Source organism: Kitasatospora sp. NPDC048365, from assembly GCF_043200835.1.
In the GTDB taxonomy this organism is placed as follows: Bacteria; Actinomycetota; Actinomycetes; order Streptomycetales; family Streptomycetaceae; genus Kitasatospora; species Kitasatospora terrestris.
The window spans coordinates 178,281-196,418 of sequence record NZ_JBICYJ010000003.1; the positions used below are offsets into that span (position 1 = coordinate 178,281).

An 18,138-nucleotide genomic window follows, 5' to 3' on the forward strand; every position below is an offset into this window, starting at 1 on the left:
CCGACCGCCCGACCACCCCCACCGGGAGACTCCGCACGTGATCCGCGTCCTCGTGGCCGACGACGAGCCGCTCATCCGGGCCGGCATCCGGATGATCCTCACCTCCGCCGACGACATCGAGGTGGTCGGCGAGGCCGCCGACGGCCGGCAGGCGCTCGACCTGGCCGGCCCGCTGCGCGCGGACGTGGTGCTGCTGGACATTCAGATGCCGGTCATGGACGGGCTCGCCGCCCTCGCCGAACTGCCCCGGGTGGCGCCCGGCGCCCGGGCGATCGTGCTCACCACCTTCGGCGAGCGGGACAACGTGCTGCGCGCGATCGGCGCCGGCGGCGCCGGGTTCCTGCTCAAGGACACCGCGCCCGGCGAACTGATCCAGGCGGTCCGCGCCGCCGCCACCGGCCACGCCTTCCTCTCGCCCGCCGCCACCCGACACATCGTCGACTCGCTGGCCGCCGGCCCCGCCACCGTCCGCGGCGAGGCGGCCAGGCAGCGCCTCGCCGCCCTCACCCCGCGCGAACGCGAGGTGGTCGACCTGCTCGGCGAGGGCCTCTCCAACGCGGACACCGGTGCCCGGCTCCACATGAGCGAGGCCACCGTGAAGACGTACGTCAGCCGGATCCTCGCCAAGCTCGGCTGCGAGAACCGGGTCCAGGCCGCACTGCTCGCCCGCGATGCCGTCCTGTGACCTGGGTGTGCCTATGATCGCCCGGTGAAACACGAGGTCATCGACACGGTTCCGGTTCTGTGGGCGGAGGCGCCCGGCCCGCTGGAGGCCGTCCTGGTCTTCGGGTGCGGCGCCCGGGACGAGACGCTGCGCACGCTCGGCGTCACCCACCTCATCGAGCACCTGGCGATGAGCACGCTGCCGCGGCTGCACCACGACCACAACGCGTCGGTCGACCTGAGCCTCACCCAGTTCACCTGCACCGGCCGCCCCGAGCAGGTGGCCGCCTTCCTGGAGCGGGTCTGCACCGCGCTCGGCGCGCTCCCGCTGGAGCGGATCGACCAGGAGGCCGGCGTGCTGGCCGCCGAGGGCGGCCGGGTCGCCGACCCGCAGACCGGCGAGCTGCTCTCCCGCCGCTACGGCATCCAGGGCGTCGGCCTGGCCGCCTACCGCGGGCCCGGCGCCGACCGGATCCCGCCGGAGGCCGTCCGGGAGACCGCCGCCCGCTACTTCCACGCCGGCAACGCGGTGCTGGTCCTCACCGGCCCGCCGCCGGCCGGCCTGCGGCTGCCGCTGCCCGCCGGCGAGCGGCCCGTGCGGGGCGCCGCCCAGCCGGTCCTGAACACCGGCCCCTCCTGGGGCGAGGACTGCGTCCCCGGCCCCGGCCTCGCCCTGCACGGCGACCTCGACGACCAGGCCCTGGCCCTCGCCACCCAGGTGCTCGCCCAGCGCCTGCGCGAGACCGTCCGCCACCGGCACGGGCTCTCCTACGACGTCGGCTCCGCCTCCGTGTACACCGGCCCCGGCGCGGGCGAACGGACCATAAGCCTGGACGCCCGCGAGGGCCAGGAGCAGAAGGTTGCCGAGCTGCTCTGGGAGGAGGCCCTGCGCCTCGCCCGCGACGGCGTGACCGAGCAGGAACTGGCGGACGAGGTGGAGAGCCTGCGCGAGGTCTGGCAGGACCCGCGCTCCACCGTGTACGAGCTCGGCGAGGCCGCGGCCGAACTGCTCTTCGACGGGACCTACCGGGCCCCGGAGGCCCGGCTCGCCGAGGCCGCCGCGACCACCCCCGAGCAGGTCCGGCAGGCGTTCGCCGCCGCCCTCGACACCGCGCTCGTCGTCGTCCCCGAGGACGTCGAGCTGGACGTGCGCCGCCCCGACGGCTCGCCGCTCCCGCAGAGCGCGTGCACCGCCACCGCCGACGGCCTGCCCGCCGAGGGCCGGGTCTTCCGCGCCCCGCTGCTCGACCGGCTGCGCTACGGCGCCGCCCGCCGGGCCCGGCTGGTCGTCACCGACACCGGCCTGTACGCCCGGGAGCCCGACGGCACCGTGCACCACGTCCCGTACACCGAGGTGGTCGGCGTCGAGATGCGCGGACCCGGCCGGATCGTCTTCGGCCGCTCCACCTGCGTCATCCCGCTGCTGCCCGACCTGTGGGCCGACCTCGGCCCCGCGGTGCGGGCCGTCGACGACGCCGTGCCCGCCGAACTGCGCTACGCGGCCTCGGCGTTGCGCCCCGCCGACTGACCCGCGCCCGTCCCGTCCTGTCCCGTCCCGTTCCCGACGTACGAGAGAACCACCGTGCCCACCTACGCCGTCGTCACCGCCGCCCCCGCCGACCGGGTGCTGACCGCGCTGCAGAGCGCCAAGCTCGGCGGCTACCTCTACCCCGGGACCGACCGGGCCGGCGGGACGGCCCTGCTCTTCGACCCGCCCAAGCCGCGCTTCGGCCGGATCTCCCGCGGCCGCCTGATCGACCCCGCGTGGCGGCTGGCCGGCGAGCTCAAGGCCTCCACCTGGCTGCTGGAGGCCGGCGACGGCGGGGCGGGCGCCACCGCCTTCTACCCGGGCGGCGGCTACGACTCGATCGGCTGGGCCGAGGACTGGACCCCGCCCGAGGACCCGGCCGCGCGCGAGGCCGACCTGCACGACTGGCACACGTGCTGCGCGAAGGTCGCCGCCAAGGCCGGGCTGCCGGACGTCCACGCGCTCGGAGCGATCCGCAACGACCCCGCGCCGGACGGCACCCGCACCTCGTCCGAGGACCTGCTGCGCAGCCTCTGCGCCCTGGTCGGCGCGCCCGACACGGTCGTCGGGCAGTCGCTGTTCTGCCAGGCCGGCCCGGCCGGACGGGACTTCACCCGCTTCGAGGCCAAGGGCCGCTGAACGCGACACGGCCGTGGCCGGCGGATCCGGAAGGATCCGCCGGCCACGCGTCGTCGATGTCGGTCGGTGTCGGTGTCGGTGCCGGTGGGCGTCAGGCGGCCGCGGGGGCCGGGACGGTGCCGTACTTGTTGGCCTCCGTGCTGCCCTCCTGCGCCCAGAACCAGATCAGCGGGACGATGCCGATCACGGTGATCGACAGCAGCTGCCACCAGCCGGAGCGGCCGGTGTCGTGGAGTCGGCGGGCACCCACCGCGAGGCTCGGGAGGAGCACCGCGAGGGTGTAGAGGTTGTCGATGACCCGGATGCCCAGGATCCGGTCGATGATCGTCAGGACGATCGAGATGACCACGCTCACCAGCGTGAACATCCAGAACTCCCGGCGGTGCGCCCGGCCTTCGAATCCGGCGTAGTTCTTGAGCACCGCGAGGTACCACTCCATGGCCGTTCCCCCTGTTCCCCCAGGACGGTGAGCCAGGTGACCGTACGGCGGGCCGCAAGGGGCGTCAAGGGAGCCGGAGGGGCCCGATGCGTGAATGTGACACGCAACTCCCATGGCAGTGGCGGGTGGTGACGGTGTGTCAGGAGTGCGCCGCGCGGGCGAGCTGCTCCTGGGCGCGGTCGAGCTCCCCGGCGAGCTGCGCGCGCAGGTCCGGCAGCAGGGCGAGCGCGGCGCGGGCGGCGTCCGGCACCGGTTCGGGGTCCGCCTGCGCGGCCGTCACCGCGGTGCGCAGCGGCAGCGTGGCCAGCGCGGTCTCCCACGCGGTGCGGTGCACGCCGGTCGCGTAACGGGCCGTCAGGTACTCGAGCGGCCGGAGCGCCAGCCCGTCCCGGTCGTCCGGGCCGGCGAGGCGGTCGGTCGGCAGCAGCCACGCGATCCCGTGGCGGGCGACGAGCTCGAAGGCGCGGGACTCGTCGGGCGCCGACCAGCGGCCGCCCTCGGTGGCGGCGGCGAGCAGGCGCTCCAGCATCGCCGCCTCACGCGGGCCCTCCGGGCGGTCGGGATCGGCCCGGTCGACGAGCAGCTGCTCCAGGTGGTAGCGCTGGCCCCAGCTGCCCACGAAGCGGTGCATCGCCCCGGCCCGGGTCTCCCGGATCGCGGCGAGCGCCAGCGCCCGGGTCGACACGTCCCGCCGGACCAGCACGGCCGCGTGCTCCGGCTCCGCCCGGCCGAGCGCGGCCCGGACCGACTCGGCCGTCGGACCGTCGTACCAGCGCAGCGTCCAGGAACGGCGGCCCTGGTCGTACTGCGGGGAGATCGCGGTGCGGTACTGGGCGCTCAGGCGGTCCGCGAGCTGGCGGACGCGCGGCCCGAACGAGGGCTGGGGGGTCGGCATGCCGGTACGGTAGCCAGCCGACTCGCGCCACCGCGCGACGGCACGCTCCGGCTCACCTGACCGGCCCCCTGGATCGGGTGATCCGCCGGGCGAAGGAGTGAACCGCCCCGCCGCACCGTGCCCCCGGCCGCGCCGTGACTCCGGCCGCCCCGGTCGGGGTGCGGCGGCGGTCAGTCGGTGAACTCGATGTCCTGGAGGTCGCGGGCGGCGGGACGGTCGAGGAGGACGGCGGTGGCGAGGCCGGTCGCGGTGGGGCCGGCGGTGTCGAGGCGGGTGCGCAGAGCGGCGGTGGCGCGGCGGTGGCGGGCGAAGGCGTAGGTGGAGACGCGGCGGCCGCGGGCGCGCTGGCCGTCGGCGGCCTCGGCGGGGCTCGCGTCGAGCAGGATGAGGTGCAGGGCCCGCCCCTGCCGGGCGGCGGTGCGCGACAGCCAGGTGCGGACCCACGGCAGCGTCCCGCAGTCGTGCACGACGAGCGGACCGCCCGCGGCGAGCGCCCGCCGCAGCCGCCGGTAGTGGAAGACGCGCACCAGCGGCCGGTACAGCGCGTACGGCAGCAGCCGGGGCAGCCGGTGCTCGAAGAGCAGCCGGGAGTGCTGGGAGTCGATGATCGGGGCGCGGGCGCAGCGCCGCATCAGGGTGCTCTTGCCGCCGCCGGGCAGCCCGGAGACGACCACCAGGTCGCCGGCCGGGTAGCCGAGCACGACGGGCGCCGGGCGGCCGCGCAGGTCGTGCAGCCCGCTGGGCCGCAGCGCGCCGGCCGGGCCCACCCGGTCGCCTTGCCCGGGCGTGGTGGGTATGTCCTGCACGTGGACCGTTCTGGCGGAGTCCCGCACCCTGCCTCCTTGCCGTCGTCGGTAGTCTTCCCCGCTCGGGAAAGGAATCACCAAGGGAGCGTAATGCCGTGGCCATGCCCAGGGCGCGGCTGTTTCACGGCTGTGGCCTGCGGGGACGGCTTCGGGACGGAGTTGTGACGACGGACCGGGTGCGGTGGCCCGCTGTGACCCGGTTGTTGCGGTTTCAGGACCGGTCGGGCGATCTTGGCCGGGCCATCCGTGGCATCCTGGGGCGCTGGAACAACCCCGGGCGATCCCCGGGCGGGGACGGGAGCGTGGTGGGGGATGAGGTTCTGCTTTCTGGTCGAGGAGCACTACCGCAACGACGGCATGCCGCTCGACGTGGTGCGCCGGCTGACCGAGTGGGGTCACCGGGTGGACGTGCTGCGCCCCGGTAGTTCGCTGGTCGACCTGGCCGCCGAGGTCCGTTCCGGCCGGCACGACGCCTGGGTGCTGAAGACGGTGTCGGGCGGGCCGGGGCTCGGGCTGCTGGAGGCGGCCGCGGCCGTGGGCCTGACGACGGTCAACGACGCCCGGTCGATCCGTCCGGTCCGTGACAAGGCGCAGGCGGCCGTGATCGCCGCGCACCGGGGCCTGCCGGTCCCGCCGACCTGGGCGGCGGTGGACGTGGCGGAGTTCGCCGCGATACCCGAGGCGCACTACCCGCTGGTGGTGAAGCCCGCCGACGGCAGCTCGGGGCGGTCGGTGCACCTGGTCGAGCGGCCGGAGGAACTCGCCCTGCTGGCCGGACTGGTGGACGGCGAGGGCCTGCTGATCGCGCAGCCGTACGTGCCCAACGCCGGGCTGGACCTGAAGGTGTACTGCGCGGGCGGCGAGCTGTTCGCCACCGAACGGACCTCGCCGCTGCACCCCCACCACCCGCACCGGGAGCGGCCGGTGGCGCTCGGCGCGGAGGTCGCGGCGGTCGCCGCGCAGGTCGGCGAGGTGTTCGGGCTGGACCTGTACGGCGTGGACATTCTGCTCGGCCCGGACGGCCCGGTGGTGGTCGACGTCAACGACTTCCCGAGTTTCCGGCAGGTGCCGGACGCGGTCTCCACGGTGGCCCGGACGGTGGTCCGGCTGGCGACCAACGGCTCCTCCTGGCCGTCGGTCACGGTGCCGGTCCAGTCGGTGCGGGCCGCGTCGTGACGGTCGCCGTCGGACTGCTGACCCACGCGCCGGACCATCCGCTGCTGGCCGGCGCGGCGCAGGTGCTGCGGGCCGGCGGCCACCGGGTGGTGCCGGCGGGGGAGGGCTGCGACGTGGTGCTGCTCAAGGCCCGGACGCCGGCCGCGCTCGAACAGGCCCGGCGGCTGGAGGAGTCCGGCACGCCCGTCCTCAACTCCGCCGCCTCGACCGGGTTCTGCCAGGACCGGGTGGCGATGGCGCGGTGCGCCCGCGACGCCGGACTGCCGTTCGCCGAGACCTCCCACGCCGGCCCGGTCGACCGACTCGCCTACCGGCGGCCGGTGGTGGTGAAGAGCCGGCGCAGCAGCAAGCAGGACCTGGTGGCCCTGGTCTCCTCGGCGCAGCAGCTGGCGGAGCTCGCCGCGCAGTGGCCGGGCGAGGACGTGGTGGTGCAGGAGCCGGCCCCGGCGGACGGCTGGGACCACAAGCTGTGGGTGGTCGGCGGACGGCTCTTCGCCGAGCTGCGCCACTCCGAGCTGGCGGACGGCCCGGTGCGGGCGTCCCGGAGCTTGGACCTCGACCGACTGCCGGACGGCTACCGGGAGTTGGCGTTCTCCTGCGGCGAGGCGTTCGGGCTGGACGTGTACGGCGTGGACGTCCTGGACGCGGGCGGGCGGCCGGTGGTCGTCGATGTGAACGCCTTCCCCGGGGTCCGCGGCCAGGCGGGCGCGCCCGAGGCGCTGGCGGCCCTCGCGCTGGCCACCGCGGCCGGCCGGCACCGCCCCCGGCGGCTGCCGGAATCGGCAGCCTGATGCGGGTGCACAGGCGGGCGTGAACCTGCCAGGATGGCGCGGGTGGAGACGATCACGCGTTCGGCCGGCCAGGCTCTGGGCACCACCCTGAGCGACCCCCTCGACCTCGGCGGCAGCCCGCGCAGCACCGTCCTGCGCTGCCGGACGGCCGACGGCGGGACGGTGGTCCTCAAGGCGTTCGCCGACGAGGAGGGCGCCCTGCGCGCGTTCGCCGCCGAGGCCGCCGGACTCGCGCTCGGCCTCGGCGGCCCCGAGCTGCTCGCCGCCCTCCCCGACGAGGACCGGCCGATCCTGGTGATGACCGACCTGGGCACCGCCCCGACCCTCGCCGACCTGCTGCTCGGCGACGACCCGGACGCCGTCCGGGACGCGCTGCTCGCCTGGGCCCGCGGCCTCGGCGCGCTCGGCGCCGCCTCCGTCGACCGGCGACGGGAGTTCGAGGCGTCGGCGCTCCGCTACGCCCGCACCGAGCTGCCGATCTGGTCGCTCGACCCGTGGCAGGCCCGCAACGCCGAATCGCTGCCCGCGCTGCTGGAGGCCGCCGGCCTCGCGGTCGAACCCGGCCTGGCCGAGGAGCTGGCCGCGATCGGCACGGCCGGCGGCGCGGACTACCCCGCGTTCACCCCCGGCGACACCTGCCCCGACAACAACCTGATCACCGCCGGCGGGCTGCGGCTGATCGACTTCGAGACCTGCGGCTACCAGTCGGTGTTCCTCACCGCCGCGTACTGCCGGATGCCGTTCTCCACCTGCTGGTGCGTCTTCGACCTCCCCGCCGACCTCGCCGACGCCGCCGAGCGGGCGTACCGCGCCGAGGTGGTCGGCCGGTACCCGCGGCTCGCGGACGACACGGTCTGGGAGGCCGGGATCCGGCAGGCCGTCGCCGTGTGGACGGTGGACGCCACCGTCCGGCTGCTCGCCCGCAGCGCCGAGGACCGGCCGCTGCACCGCACCCGGCGGCCCGTCGCCACCGTCCGCCAACTGCTCGTCCACCGCTGGCGCCAGGCCGCCGGACTGACCGAGTACCCCGCGTTCGCCGCCACCATGCGCGCCCTGCTGGACCGGGTCGCCGCCACCTGGGACGCCCCGCCGCTGCCCGGCTACCCCGCACTGGCGAAGCGGTAGGGACGCGCCTCAGCCGGTGACCTCGAAGCCGGAGGCGCCCGAGGGCTCCTCGTCCGAGATCCGGACGTCGCCGACCACCGCGCGGCTCGGCCCGCGCCGGCACCAGGCGATCATCCGCTCCACCGCCTCCGGCTCACCCTCGAACGCGGCCTCCACCCGCCCGTCCGGCAGGTTGCGCACCCAGCCGGCGACACCGAGACCGGCCGCCTCCCGGCGGCAGGTGTCCCGGAAGAACACGCCCTGCACCAGCCCCGACACCAGCACCCGCCGACGGATCACCGCGGCCACCTGCCTCTCCGTTCCCCCGCAGGTATACCGCACCCGCCGCGCCGACCCGGCCGTCCGGGAGGCCGTGTCGCCCGCCCCCGCACCGGAGTTGGGGCCAACGGGTGACTCGGCGAGGCGGTGCTGTGGCAACATGTGGCGGTGTGTCAGATGTGACGATGAGCATACGGCTGAACGACCTCGGCGCTGAGCCGGAGGAACTCGACGAACTGACCGCGGCGGTGCACACCGAGCTGCTCGACACCCCGGTGACCGAGGTGGCGCAGGCCCGCACCGAGGCCCCGGACGGCGCCCGGGCCGTGGACGGCGGCACCGTCGGCGAACTGGTCGTGGCGATGGGCGCCTCCGCGGCGCTGCTGCGCACCGTCGTCCAGGTGCTGCGGGCCTGGCGGGAACGGCGACCCGAGCGGACCGTCGAACTGACGGTCGGCGACGCCACCCTGGTGCTCGGCGACGCCACCGCGGAGCAGCAGGAGCGGGCCGTGGAGGCGTTCGTCGCCGCCGTCCGCAGGGACTGAGGGCGTGCCGGGCCGCCGCCGGGCACTGCTCGTCGCCGTCGACACCTACCTGGACGACCGCCTCCCCGCCCTCGCCACCCCGCTGCGGGACGCCGAGGCGCTGGCCGAGGTCCTGGCCGACCCCTCGCTCGGCGCCTTCGAGGTGGAGGTGCTGGCCAACCCGCGCAGCTGGGAAGTGGCCGAGCACCTGGAGGAACTGCTCGCCGGCAGCGGCCGACAGGACGACGTCCTGCTGCACTTCGGCTGCCACGGCCTCAAGGACGACGGCGGCGGGCTCTACCTCGCGGCGAGCAACACCCGCCCGCAGCGCCTGGTGTCGACCGGCGTCGACAGCGCGGCCGTCCTGCGCATGATGCGGGCCGGGCGGGCGTCCAGCGCCCTGCTGCTGCTCGACTGCTGCTTCGCCGGCGCGTTCGCCCGCGGCACGCTGGCCCGCTCCACCGACGCCCTCGACCTCGGCGAGCGGGTCGGTGAGGCGATCTCCGGCGGCCGCGGCCTCGCCGTGCTCACCGCCTCCAGCGCCACCGAGTGGGCCCTCGAGAAGGACGGTACCGGCCGGCACGGCGAGCCTGCCGCCTCGGTCTTCACCAGCGCCCTGGTCGAGGGCATCCGCTCCGGCGACGCCGACCGCGACGAGGACGGCCTGGTCTCGCTCGGCGAGCTGTACGAGTACGTCGCCGAGCGGGTCCGCGCCGAATCCCCCCGACAGACCCCGGACCGCTGGGAGTTCGGCATCCGCAAGAGCCTGTACGTGGCCCGCAGCCCCCGGCGCGCGGTCACCGAGGGCGAACTGCCCGCCGACCTGACCCGGTTGCTCGCCGAAGCCGACCCGCGGATCCGCGAGATCGGCATCGGCGACCTCGGCGCGCTCGCCCGCAGCGCCGATCTGCCCGTCGCGTTGGCCGCGCTGCGCCGCCTGGAGGAGCTGTCCGGCGACGACAGCCGCCGGGTCTCCACCGCCGCCGACCGTGAACTGGCCGACATCCGGCTGGAGTTGCCCGCCACCCCGGTGGACCTCGGTCTGCTCCGCCCGGGCGCCGCCCGGCCGACCGCCGAACTCGCCCTCGGCGCGCTGCCGCTGGCCGGACTGTCGCGGCTGCGGACCGAGGGCCCCGTCCGCGCCTGGATCGACGGCGACCGGCTGCGGGTCACCGCCGCCCGGGTCGAACCCGGCCCGCTCGACGGCCGGGTGACGCTCGACGGGCCGGTCGGCACGGCCGCGGTCGCGGTGACCGGCTGGGCGCTGCCCGACCCCGCCGGCCTGCTGGACCGGGCGTTCGACCTGGCCCGTACCGTCCACGGCAACCCGCTCGGCGAACTGCTCGCCCTGACCGGGCTCGCCCTGGTGGCCGACCGGTGCGGCGAGCGCCCGCGGGCCGCCCGCTACCTCCGGCCGGTCCCGCACCTGCTGCGCTCACTCACCGACAGCACCCTCCGGACCGCGGCCGGCGCCGGGTACGCGTTCGCGCTCGACCGCGCCGGGGACCGGCCGGGCGCGGTCCGGCACGCCCAGCTGATCCAGGACGCGCAGCGCAGGGCCGTGCGCAGCGACACGGACCCCGGGGAGGAGCCGGACCCGTTCAGGGCCGTCCTCGCGGTCGGAGTCGAGTGGGTGGGAGCCCGGCTCGGCCTGCCCGGCGGGGCGAGCGGCCAGTTGGACCGGGTCCGGGCGCTCGCGGAGGCCGTCGCGGACGGCGACGAGGCGGGCCACGCGTTCGCCCTGACCGCGGTGGCGACGCTGTACGCGGCCGCCGGGCTGCCGCACCGGGCCGCCGATCTGGTCCGGCTGGCCGAGGGCCGCGAACTCGACGGCGAGGACCAACGGATCGTGCGGGTCGCCGGCGCGTGGGCGGGCACCCGGGGCGCCCCGAAGGGACGCCTGGCCGAACTGATCACCACGCTGGCACCGGCCTTCGACGACCTGGAGGCCGGCGAGAAGGGCATGGGCCTGGCCGCGCTCGGTTGGCTCGCCGGCCGGACCGGCGGCCCGGAGCAGGGACGGCCGTACCTGGAACGCGTCCTGGAGACGGCCCGCGCTGAGGGCGCCGCGGCCGGCGACCGGATCATGCTCGGCCTGCTCGCCGGCTGGGCGGCCGCCCACCTGGGCCTGCACGAGCTCGCGACCACCGCCGCCGGCGAGGTCGTGGACGGCGACAGGCTGAAGGACGAGGACGGGCTGGGCCGGGGCCTCGCGCACGTCCTGGCGGCACTGATCGCGGTCATGTCCGGGCGCGTCGACCTGCACCGGCAGTGGCTGGCCCGGGCGGCGGACACCGACGAACTGGCCGACACCGACCGGCTCACCCTCGACTCCACCACGCTCTGGGTGGGCGCTCTGGCCGGCGAACCGGACACCGCGGAATTCCTGCGGCAGGCGGCAGGGCTGCTGGGCCGGGCCCTGGACGACGACGCGGAGGTGGTGGGCCGGCTGGCGATCGTGCTGGCCTCCGCCTGGTTCGGCCTGGCGGGCGGTCCGCCGGCCGAGCTCGTCGCGGAGATGTTCGAGGGCGTCGAGGAGGAGATCGAGGAGCTGGCCGACGAGGTCCTGCAGGACGCGTCGCTCCCCGGCGTCGCCCTGGCGACCGCGTTCGCCTGGGCGGCCGTGCAGGCGGGCGACCGGGAACGGGGGCTGCGCCTGGTCGGCGTGCTGCGGACGGCGGCCGAGCGGTGGGCCGAGGCCGAGCCACTGGCCTCGGCGGCGCTGCTCGGCGCGCTGGCCTGGATCTGCGCCCTCGGCGACGGACGGCCGCACCGGCTGCTCGTCGACGCGGTCCGGGTCCTGCTGCCGACCGAGTGCCGCGGCGACCGGACCGACACGCTCTTCCGGCTGCTCGGCGAGCTCGCCGTCCTGCTGGTGCCAGGCGGCTCGGGCGAGTCCGGCGGCTCCGGTACGTCCGGGGGCTGAGCGGGGGTCAGCGCGGGACCGGCCCGCCGGGCCTCAGCGGCACCAGAACAGGACCGGGGTGCAGGTGGGGGAGGGCGAGGGCTTCGGGCTCGGCGGCGTGGTCGCCTGGGTCGGGGGCGCGGCGGTGGTGGGAGCGGCGGTCGTCGGCGCGGCCGAGGACGGGGTGGCGCTGGCGCTGGGCTTGGCGCTGCTGCTCGCGCTGCGCGAGGGCTTGGCCGTGCCGGCGCTCGGCTTGGCGCTGCTCGGGAGCGGCAGGGCGGTCGAGACGGAGGGCTGCGGCAGCCGGTCGGGCTGCGACGTGGGCGCCGGCTGGGCCGGATCCGCACCCGCGTCGGTGTTCGCGGCGGCGAGGACACCGGCGCCGCCGAGGACCAGCCCGGCGGCGGTGAGCACCGCGATCCGCCGGCCCGCGCGGCCGGACGGGCGTCGGCGCCGGTCGGGGGCGGTACCGGGGGTTTGCGCGAGGGAGCCGGCCGGCCGGACGGCCGGCAGCAGGGCGGTCGACGCCTCCGGCGGGTGCGGCGCCTGTGCCGCGTGCGGTGCGCCCGGCACCGGGCCGACGGTGGCCCGGGCGCCGCAGCCGGGGCAGGAGAGTGCGCCGTTGAGGTAGCGCCGGCACGGCGCGCAGTAGCTCATGGGTGTCTTTCGGCTTCCACGGTTCGGGAGGATCTGCCGAGCCTAGGCATGGCACGGCGACCGGGGACAGGTGCCGCCTGTGAGGCATTCGCGGAGATCTCTTGCGCACGCGAACCGGTGTGTGCAGAGCCGCGGGCGGCTTGGCGAATCCTCGGCCGACACTCTTGACGTGGACATGTGACGGCTCGACACTTCCCCACAGTCGATCCCGGGCATGCACCGTCCGGTCGTGCCCGCACCGCCGGCCCCCAACCGCCGGACCGAGGGAGACCCGCATGAGGAACCGCCGCACCAGCCGTCGCGCCGCCGTCCTCGTCACCGCCGCCGCGACCCTGCTCACCGGTACCGCTCTCGCCCTGCCCGCCCAAGCCGCCCCCACCACCCCCTTCTCCGCCGAGCGCGCGAACGCCGTCGCCGCCGACCTGGACGCCCGCCTCGGCGCCGACCGGACGGCCGGCTCCTACCTCGACGACGCCGGCCGGCTCGTCGTGACCGTCACCGACCGGGCGGCCGCCGACACCGTCCGCGCCACCGGCGCCGTCCCGCGCACCGTCGCCCGCAGCGGCACCCAGCTGCAGGCCGCCACCGCGGAACTCGACCGCTCCGCCGCGATCCCCGGCACCGCGTGGGCCGTCGACCCCGCCACCGACCAGGTGGTGGTCACCGCCGACGCCACCGTCACCGGCGCCGCCCTGGAGCGCCTCCAGCACACCGCCCGCGGCCTCGGCCAGGCCGTCCGCGTCGAGCGCACCGCCGACACCCTGTCCACCCGGCTGGCCGGCGGCGACGCGATCTGGGGCGGCGGCTACCGCTGCTCGCTCGGGTTCAACGTGCGCTCCGGCTCCACGTACTACTTCCTGACCGCCGGCCACTGCGGCAACGTGGTCTCCACCTGGTACGCCAACAGCGGGCAGACCACCAGGCTCGGCACCACCAGCAACTCGCGCTTCCCGAGCGACGACTTCGCGCTGGTGAAGTACACCAACGGCACCGTCCCCCCGTCCGCCGTCGACCTCTACAACGGCACCACCCGGCGGATCACCGCCGCCTCCACCCCGTCGGTCGGCGCCACCGTCTACCGCAGCGGCTCCACCACCAAGGTGCACAGCGGCAAGGTCACCGCCCTCAACGCCACCGTCAACTACGCCGAGGGCACCGTCCGCGGCCTGATCAAGACCACCGTCTGCGCCGAGGGCGGCGACAGCGGCGGCGCCCTCTACTCCGGCAACACCGCCCACGGCCTCACCTCCGGCGGCAGCGGCAACTGCGGCAGCGGCGGCACCACGTACTTCCAGCCGGTCACCGAGGCGCTCAGCGCCTACGGCGTCAGCGTGTACTGACCCCCACCGCCCCACTGACCCCCGCCGGCACGCCGAGGGCGCCGGACCGCGACATCGCGGCCGGCGCCCTCGGCGTTCGAGCCCGGTCAGGCCTCCTGCAGCTGCGCGTACGGCGCGAGCTTGCGGATCGACTCGATGCTCTTCAGGCACTGCTCCCGGCTCTCCTCCGGGTCGCCCGTCACCACGATCGCCCCGTTGCTCGCCTTGAGCCGGAAGCGGTGGTTGCCGGACTCGTCCACGTACAGCTCGAACTTACCTGCCATCGGAATGCGCACCTCTCATCGGGAAGCCCCCTCACTGGGCAACGTAGGGTCACCGTCCCGTGACTGCCCGTCGGAACGAGCATTCGGGTCACTCCGGGTCACGGTCGGGCGGGTCGTCATGGCCGGGGTGGTGGGGCGGTGTAGAGATCGGGGCGTCGGTGGTGCATGCCCGTCGGAAGGTTCGTGCAATGACGATCAGGTCCTCGATGGCGCGCTGTCTCGGTGCCGCGATGCTGGTGCTGGGGCTGACGACCCAGGCCGCGGCGGCGCCCTCGACCCCCGTGCTGGGGCATGCGGGTCGGTGGCTCACCGACGATCAGGGGCGGGTGATCACCCTGCACGGCGTCAACCTGGTGTACAAGAAGCCGCCGTACTTCCCCGCGGCCGGCGGATTCGGGGAGAAGGACGCGCAGTTCCTCGCGGACAACGGCTTCAACGCCGTCCGGCTGGGATTCGCGTGGAACGCGGTGGAGCCGCAGCCCGGGGTCTACGACGACGGCTACATCGAGCAGATCGTGCAGACCCAGCAGTTGCTGGCCCGGTACGGCATCCACAGTCTGGTCGACTCGCACCAGGACGCATTCAACGAGTCGGTGGGCGCGAGCTGGAGCGGGTTCCCGGAGTGGGCGACGTTCCCGGACGGGCTGCCGGTGCAGCCGAACCCGGGCTTCCCGCTGGTCTACTTCACGAGCCCCGCGCAGAACCAGACCTGGGCGAACTTCTGGCGCGACCGCGCCGCGCCCGACGGCGTCGGGGTGCAGGAGCACTACGCGGCCATGTGGGCGCACGTCGCGCAGCGCTTCGCGGACCGGCCCTACGTGCTGGGCTACGACCTGATCAACGAGCCGTGGCCCGGCTGGGACTACCCGACGTGCTTCCCGAACGGCTGCCCGGACTTCGAGCGTGGGGTGCTCGCGCCGTTCCAGGCGAAGGCCATGAAGGCGATCCGGGAGGTCGACCGGAAGCACCTGCTGTTCTACGAGCCCTCCCTGACCAACGACTTCGGCACGCCCGACTTCATGCCGAACCCGACCGGCGACCCCGACGCGGGCCTGAGCTACCACGACTACTGCGTGGGCGAGGACACCTGCGTGACCAACGGGCTCGACCGGGCGGTGGCCGACGGCGTGGCCGCGGTGGTGACCGAGTTCGGCGCCACCACCGACGCGGCGAGGCTCACCCGCCTCGCCGACCGCTTCGACGACAGCATGGTCTCCTGGATGTTCTGGTCCCTGGCGCAGAACCAGACCCCCAACCACCCGCAGGAGCCGCCGACCGGCCCCAACCTGATGGACCCGGCGATCGTGCGGCCGTACCCGCGGGCGGTCGCCGGCACCCCGCAGCAGTGGAACTACGACACCACCACCGGAACCTTCACCCTCTGGTACGGCGCCGCCGGCATCGACCCCGGCCGCCCGGTCGCCGCGGACGCCGTCACCGAGGTGTACCTGCCGCCGAGCGCCTACCCCGACGGCTACCAGGTCCAGGTCCAGGGCGGCACCGTGGTGTCGTCCCCGGGCGCCCGGCTGCTGCAGCTCGCCACGGCCCCCGGGCAGGGCACCGTCCAGGTGACCGTCACCCGCCCCTGAGGCCGTGTCCGGCGCCCGGCGCGCGGGGTGCTCCGGGGCCGTCCGAAATGCGATGGCGGCAGGTGCCTCAGGGGCCCATGATCCGTGTCGGGCGGCCGGACCGGTCGGCCCGGTCGAGGAGGAGCAGGGCGATGGGTGCAGCGGTGAGGATCGCCGTCGAAGGTGTCGTGGGGGAGGCCGACGGGGCGGTCGTGTGCCTGGCCCGGGTGGTCAAGGGCCCGGTGGAGGTCGGTGACGGCTTCGACCGGGCCGTCCTCGCGGACGGGAGCGAGGCGCCGGTGGAGCTGCGGATCGTGGCGATCCGGCGGAGCGGTGTGGAGCTTCGCGACCTCCCGCCGGGCGTGAATCGGATCGAGCTGTCGGGCATGGACGCCGAAGCGCTGCGCGGTGTCCGGGAGTTGAGGGGCCGGACGGAGGGCCCGGTCTGGGTCTGGCCCGCGGACCAGGTCCCCTGGCAGCGGGCGTTCAACGCGATGATCGAGGACCGGGTGGTGACCCGGGAGAACGGCTGCCCGGAGTGCGGGACCGGGACGCTGTACCTGGCGTTCAGCATCGACGGGCCGGAGAGCCGGTGGGTCGAGCGCGGCGAGGCGATGTGCGGCGTGGGGCGGCACTGGCAGTGGTGCGCCCAGTGCAGTACGGCCGAGTACTACTGCCGGGCGATGGTGCCGGAGTGGGCCCGCGCACATGTCGTGGCCGAGGTGACCGGGTGGCGGGATCCGCGCGAGGTGGTGCGACTGCTCGGGCTGTGAGCGCAGGCGCCGGGCCGGCGGCCCACCCGCCGGCCCGTCGGGCCCACCCGCCGTTCCGGCACCACGCGCACCAGGGACCGCACGGTTTCCCGGACATTCCTTCCGGTATCTCCAGAAAGAATTACCACTCCACTTCCTGACGGTCCGTCAGGGAATTTTCGTCGGTTCGACGGCGAAACGCAGCAGCTCAATCGGCGGCGTCCCGAAATTGGATCTCCGCGGTTCATCGTGGTTCACATCGCGTCTATTGACGTGTCATATTCAACCGGGCAGGGTTGCTCCCGCCCGGCCGTCCGGTCGGGACAACAGCGAGCAGGGAGGTTCTTGTGAAGTCGACTGCTGCACTGAAGAAGACGGCCAAGAAGATCACCGTCCGTCGGACCGGCGATGTGCGTCTGACCTCGGCCGCGTGCCAGTGCCCGTACCACGTCAACGCCTGACGGTGACCCTGTGAGTCCACCCGCGCGCGCCGGATCCGTCCGGTGCGCGCGGGTGCGGCGGGAATGCCGGGCAGATCGGTTCATTCGAGGTTTTGGAGCACCGTGAGCGAATCGACCATTGCGCTGTACGAGTTGAGTTTCGTCCCGGAAGGCGACGAGGTGCTGGTCGGCCGACTCGACACCGGCTCGTACGCGGTATTTCCGGCGGACGGCGCGGAGCTGCTCCGGAGGATCGCCGAGGGGATGCCCTTGGGCCGGGCGGCCGAGTGGTACGAGGAGACCTTCGAGGAAGAGGTCGACGTCGAGGATTTCCTCGACACGATCCGTGAATTGGGCTTCGTCCGCGATGCCGGGGCCGAGCAGGCGGACGCCCCCGCGGCGCCCGTCCGGTTCCGCCGGCTGGGCCGCGCGGCGTTCTCCCCGGTGGCGTGGTGCTGCTACCTGGCGGTCGTGGCGCTGTGGGCGGTCGCCGCCGCCGGGCACGGCGACCTGCGCCCGCACCCGTCGCAGATCTTCTTCGTCCGGTCGCTGCTGGTGGTCCAACTGGTGATCACCTTCGGGCAGGTGCCGCTGCTGCTCGCCCACGAGGGCTTCCACATCCTGGCCGGCCGCCGGCTGGGCCTGCCGACCAAGCTGCGGCTGAGCAACCGGCTGACCTACATCGTGGCCGAGACCGAGACCAACGGCCTGCTCAGCGTCGAGCGCCGCAAGCGCTACCTGCCGTTCCTGTCCGGCATGCTCTGCGACGCCGTGGTGCTGGCCGCACTCGGCCTGATCGCCCAGGCCGGCCGCGACGCCGACGGCGCCCTCTCCACCACCGGCCGGGTCTGCCTCGCCCTCGGCTTCACCGTGGTGATGCGGATCTGCTGGCAGTTCCAGCTGTACCTGCGCACCGACCTGTACTACGTCTTCGCCACCGCCCTGGGCTGCTACGACCTGCACGACGCCGCCAAGGCCGTGCTGAGGAACCGGATCTGGCGCCTGCTGGGCCGCCCGGAGCGGCAGGTCGACGAGAACCAGTGGACCGAGCAGGACCGCCGGGTCGGCACCTTCTACGGGCCGTTCATCGTGCTCGGGTTCTGCGTCCTGGTCGGGATCACCGCCTTCGCCAGCATCCCGATCACCCTCGACTACCTGCGGATCGCCGCCCACGCCCTCGGCTCCGGACGCGTCGACGCGCACTTCTGGGACTCGCTGCTGTCCCTGCTCCTGAACGCGGCCCAGGGCGCCACGCTGATCGTCCTCGCCCGCCGCAAGCGCCGCGAGCAGCGCCGGCCCGCGCCTGCGTCCGCGCAGGCCTCCGCGTCCGCGAGCGTCCCGACAACGACCGTCCCGATGGAAGGGTGAA

General features: G+C 74.9%; 18 protein-coding genes. 12 read left to right on the top strand and 6 right to left on the bottom strand.

What is annotated here, in order from left to right:
• Positions 1-37: 37 nt before the first annotated feature.
• The 3 genes from ACGFX4_RS04075 to ACGFX4_RS04085 are packed head-to-tail and all read left to right on the top strand — an operon-like array spanning position 38 to position 2,830.
• Positions 38-685 (top strand): response regulator, encoded by a 648-nt coding sequence (locus tag ACGFX4_RS04075; RefSeq protein ID WP_393070045.1) that lies wholly within the window; start codon positions 38-40, stop codon positions 683-685.
• 24 nt (positions 686-709) lie between these two features.
• Positions 710-2,191, top strand: a complete 1,482-nt coding sequence (locus ACGFX4_RS04080) for a M16 family metallopeptidase (protein ID WP_393070047.1) — start codon at positions 710-712, stop codon at positions 2,189-2,191.
• A 54-nt stretch (positions 2,192-2,245) separates the two neighbouring features.
• A complete protein-coding gene (locus ACGFX4_RS04085) occupies positions 2,246-2,830 on the top strand; it encodes a hypothetical protein (RefSeq protein ID WP_393070049.1) in 585 nt (194 codons plus the stop codon).
• 91 nt (positions 2,831-2,921) lie between these two features.
• On the opposite strand, the gene ACGFX4_RS04090 is transcribed toward ACGFX4_RS04085, so the two are convergent.
• The 3 genes from ACGFX4_RS04090 to ACGFX4_RS04100 form a co-directional block, all read right to left on the bottom strand.
• Positions 2,922-3,269 (bottom strand): DUF805 domain-containing protein, encoded by a 348-nt coding sequence (locus tag ACGFX4_RS04090; RefSeq protein WP_393070051.1) that lies wholly within the window; start codon positions 3,267-3,269, stop codon positions 2,922-2,924.
• 139 nt (positions 3,270-3,408) lie between these two features.
• Positions 3,409-4,164, bottom strand: a complete 756-nt coding sequence (locus ACGFX4_RS04095; RefSeq protein ID WP_393070053.1) for a hypothetical protein — start codon at positions 4,162-4,164, stop codon at positions 3,409-3,411.
• A 170-nt stretch (positions 4,165-4,334) separates the two neighbouring features.
• Positions 4,335-4,970, bottom strand: a complete 636-nt coding sequence (locus ACGFX4_RS04100; protein WP_393070055.1) for an AAA family ATPase — start codon at positions 4,968-4,970, stop codon at positions 4,335-4,337.
• Positions 4,971-5,282: 312 nt separating this feature from the next.
• Here ACGFX4_RS04100 and ACGFX4_RS04105 point away from each other — a divergent pair, with 312 nt between their 5' ends.
• From ACGFX4_RS04105 to ACGFX4_RS04115, 3 genes are read left to right on the top strand one after another with little or no spacing between them, the layout of a single operon-like run.
• A complete protein-coding gene (locus ACGFX4_RS04105; RefSeq protein ID WP_393070056.1) occupies positions 5,283-6,146 on the top strand; it encodes a RimK family alpha-L-glutamate ligase in 864 nt (287 codons plus the stop codon).
• The gene (locus tag ACGFX4_RS04110) at positions 6,143-6,937 is read left to right on the top strand and encodes a RimK family alpha-L-glutamate ligase (RefSeq protein ID WP_393070057.1); all 795 of its coding nucleotides are present in this window, start codon (positions 6,143-6,145) and stop codon (positions 6,935-6,937) included. The genes ACGFX4_RS04105 and ACGFX4_RS04110 overlap by 4 nt, the downstream gene beginning before the upstream one ends.
• A 42-nt stretch (positions 6,938-6,979) precedes the next feature.
• The gene (locus tag ACGFX4_RS04115) at positions 6,980-8,062 is read left to right on the top strand and encodes a hypothetical protein (protein WP_393070059.1); all 1,083 of its coding nucleotides are present in this window, start codon (positions 6,980-6,982) and stop codon (positions 8,060-8,062) included.
• 9 nt (positions 8,063-8,071) lie between these two features.
• Here the strand turns inward: ACGFX4_RS04115 and ACGFX4_RS04120 are convergent, their stop codons facing one another.
• Positions 8,072-8,341 carry an acylphosphatase gene (locus ACGFX4_RS04120; RefSeq protein WP_393070277.1) on the bottom strand — a complete coding sequence of 90 codons (270 nt, stop codon included), beginning with the start codon at positions 8,339-8,341 and terminating at the stop codon, positions 8,072-8,074.
• A gap of 164 nt (positions 8,342-8,505) precedes the next feature.
• Here ACGFX4_RS04120 and ACGFX4_RS04125 point away from each other — a divergent pair, with 164 nt between their 5' ends.
• Together ACGFX4_RS04125 and ACGFX4_RS04130 are read left to right on the top strand one after the other, a co-directional pair.
• Positions 8,506-8,865, top strand: coding sequence for a hypothetical protein (locus ACGFX4_RS04125; protein ID WP_393070061.1), 360 nt, complete (start codon positions 8,506-8,508; stop codon positions 8,863-8,865).
• 4 nt (positions 8,866-8,869) lie between these two features.
• A complete protein-coding gene (locus ACGFX4_RS04130) occupies positions 8,870-11,770 on the top strand; it encodes a caspase family protein (protein ID WP_393070063.1) in 2,901 nt (966 codons plus the stop codon).
• A gap of 33 nt (positions 11,771-11,803) precedes the next feature.
• Here ACGFX4_RS04130 and ACGFX4_RS04135 read toward each other — a convergent pair whose 3' ends face one another.
• A complete protein-coding gene (locus ACGFX4_RS04135) occupies positions 11,804-12,406 on the bottom strand; it encodes a hypothetical protein (RefSeq protein WP_393070065.1) in 603 nt (200 codons plus the stop codon).
• A 275-nt stretch (positions 12,407-12,681) separates the two neighbouring features.
• Between ACGFX4_RS04135 and ACGFX4_RS04140 the strand changes: the two genes are divergently transcribed.
• A complete protein-coding gene (locus ACGFX4_RS04140) occupies positions 12,682-13,746 on the top strand; it encodes a S1 family peptidase (RefSeq protein ID WP_393070067.1) in 1,065 nt (354 codons plus the stop codon).
• 86 nt (positions 13,747-13,832) lie between these two features.
• Here the strand turns inward: ACGFX4_RS04140 and ACGFX4_RS04145 are convergent, their stop codons facing one another.
• Positions 13,833-14,009: a DUF1508 domain-containing protein gene (locus ACGFX4_RS04145; RefSeq protein WP_345700959.1), complete on the bottom strand. Its 177-nt coding sequence runs from the start codon at positions 14,007-14,009 to the stop codon at positions 13,833-13,835.
• Between the two features lie 188 nt (positions 14,010-14,197).
• On the opposite strand from ACGFX4_RS04145, the gene ACGFX4_RS04150 reads away from it, so the two are divergent.
• The 3 genes from ACGFX4_RS04150 (at position 14,198) to ACGFX4_RS04160 (ending at position 18,137) form a co-directional block, all read left to right on the top strand.
• A complete protein-coding gene (locus ACGFX4_RS04150) occupies positions 14,198-15,598 on the top strand; it encodes a cellulase family glycosylhydrolase (protein ID WP_393070070.1) in 1,401 nt (466 codons plus the stop codon).
• A 131-nt stretch (positions 15,599-15,729) separates the two neighbouring features.
• Positions 15,730-16,350 (top strand): hypothetical protein, encoded by a 621-nt coding sequence (locus ACGFX4_RS04155; protein WP_393070072.1) that lies wholly within the window; start codon positions 15,730-15,732, stop codon positions 16,348-16,350.
• A 542-nt stretch (positions 16,351-16,892) separates the two neighbouring features.
• Positions 16,893-18,137, top strand: coding sequence for a hypothetical protein (locus ACGFX4_RS04160; protein WP_393070074.1), 1,245 nt, complete (start codon positions 16,893-16,895; stop codon positions 18,135-18,137).
• Position 18,138: the final 1 nt, after the last annotated feature.